The organism is Microvirga sp. P4_G7, from assembly GCF_056401005.1.
Genome location: NZ_JBFUKD010000938.1, coordinates 1 through 1,143, shown reverse-complemented (window position 1 = coordinate 1,143; position 1,143 = coordinate 1). Strand labels below are relative to the sequence as shown.

Genomic DNA, 1,143 nt, shown 5'->3' with positions numbered 1-1,143 from the left:
GCGCAAGCCGCGGCGACAATCAGGATCCCCGCGGAGACGAATGCATGAACGCCGAGCTACACGACCGCGCCGCCGCGTTGCTGAAGGCTTACGAGGCGAAGAAGTGGAAGATCGCCACCGCTGAATCCTGCACCGGCGGCCTCGTGATCGCGCTCCTCACCGAGATCGCGGGATCGTCATCGGTCGTGGAACGCGGCTTCGTCACCTATTCCAACGAGGCGAAGACGGAATTGATCGGCGTCCCTGCCGACCTCATCACCACTCACGGGGCAGTAAGCGAGCCAGTCGCGCGCGCGATGGCTGAAGGTGCACTCGCCCATTCCCGTGCCGACGTCGCCGTCGCGATCACAGGTGTCGCCGGACCAGGAGGAGGAACGGAAGCAAAGCCGGTCGGTCTGGTGCATTTCGGGCTCGCCACGAAAAGCGCGCCGACCACGACGACCGAGCGTCGTTACGGCGATCGTGGCCGGCAGAACGTACGTCAGGCGGCAGTCGAGGAAGCGCTCGGTCTGCTTGAACAAGCGCTTCGCTGATCAGCCGCGCGGCAATGGGGACTTGCCATAAACCTCGTTCGCTCGCTGCTCGAACGCCTCCGAGAATTTGTGGAAGGCCTTGTCGAACATGGCGCCCATCAGCAATCCGAGCGCGAAACTCTTGAATTCGTAAGTGATGTAGAAATCGATGTTGGAGCCGGTCTCGGTTTCGATGAACGACCACCGGTTCTCGAGATATTTGAAGGGCCCGTCGACATATTCGACCTGGATGCGCAACCGCGTACGATCGAGTGCGACGCGGGTCGTGAAGGTTTCCTTGATCGCCTTGTAGCCAACCCCCATTGCCGCGACGAGCGTCTCGACGCCCTCCCCGCTCTGGGTTTTGCGGATGATCCTGAGCGACTCGCAGAGCGGCAGGAATTCGGGATAGCGCTCCACATCGGCTACGAGATCGAACATCTGCATCGGTGTGTGCTTGACGGGCCGTGTGTTGCGGAAGGACGGCATGGTCACGCAGTCTCGAGGCTGAGCGGCAACCGGCGGGCGAAAGCGTTCACCTGCGCCCGCGACGAGAGGACGATGGCGCGCTGCGGCGGCTGAAGGCCGGCCAAGACATCGCGGGTCCCGGATCGGCTGCGCTGAGGATAGC

At 62.9% G+C, this 1,143-nt stretch carries 2 protein-coding genes; one reads left to right on the top strand and one right to left on the bottom strand.

What is annotated here, in order from left to right; translation table 11 throughout:
* The first annotated feature begins 44 nt into the window (after positions 1-44).
* Positions 45-533 carry a CinA family protein gene (locus AC1DT3_RS22080; RefSeq protein ID WP_477467315.1) on the top strand — a complete coding sequence of 163 codons (489 nt, stop codon included), beginning with the start codon at positions 45-47 and terminating at the stop codon, positions 531-533.
* Here AC1DT3_RS22080 and AC1DT3_RS22075 read toward each other — a convergent pair whose 3' ends face one another.
* A complete protein-coding gene (locus tag AC1DT3_RS22075; protein ID WP_477467314.1) occupies positions 534-1,001 on the bottom strand; it encodes a type II toxin-antitoxin system RatA family toxin in 468 nt (155 codons plus the stop codon).
* Between the last annotated feature and the right edge of the window lie 142 nt (positions 1,002-1,143).

Excerpts from the sequence above, each read along its gene's own strand:
- AC1DT3_RS22080 (WP_477467315.1), top strand. The coding sequence starts at position 45 with ATGAACGCCGAGCTACACGACCGCGCCGCCGCGTTGCTGAAGGCTTAC.
- AC1DT3_RS22075 (WP_477467314.1), bottom strand. The coding sequence starts at position 1,001 with ATGCCGTCCTTCCGCAACACACGGCCCGTCAAGCACACACCGATGCAG.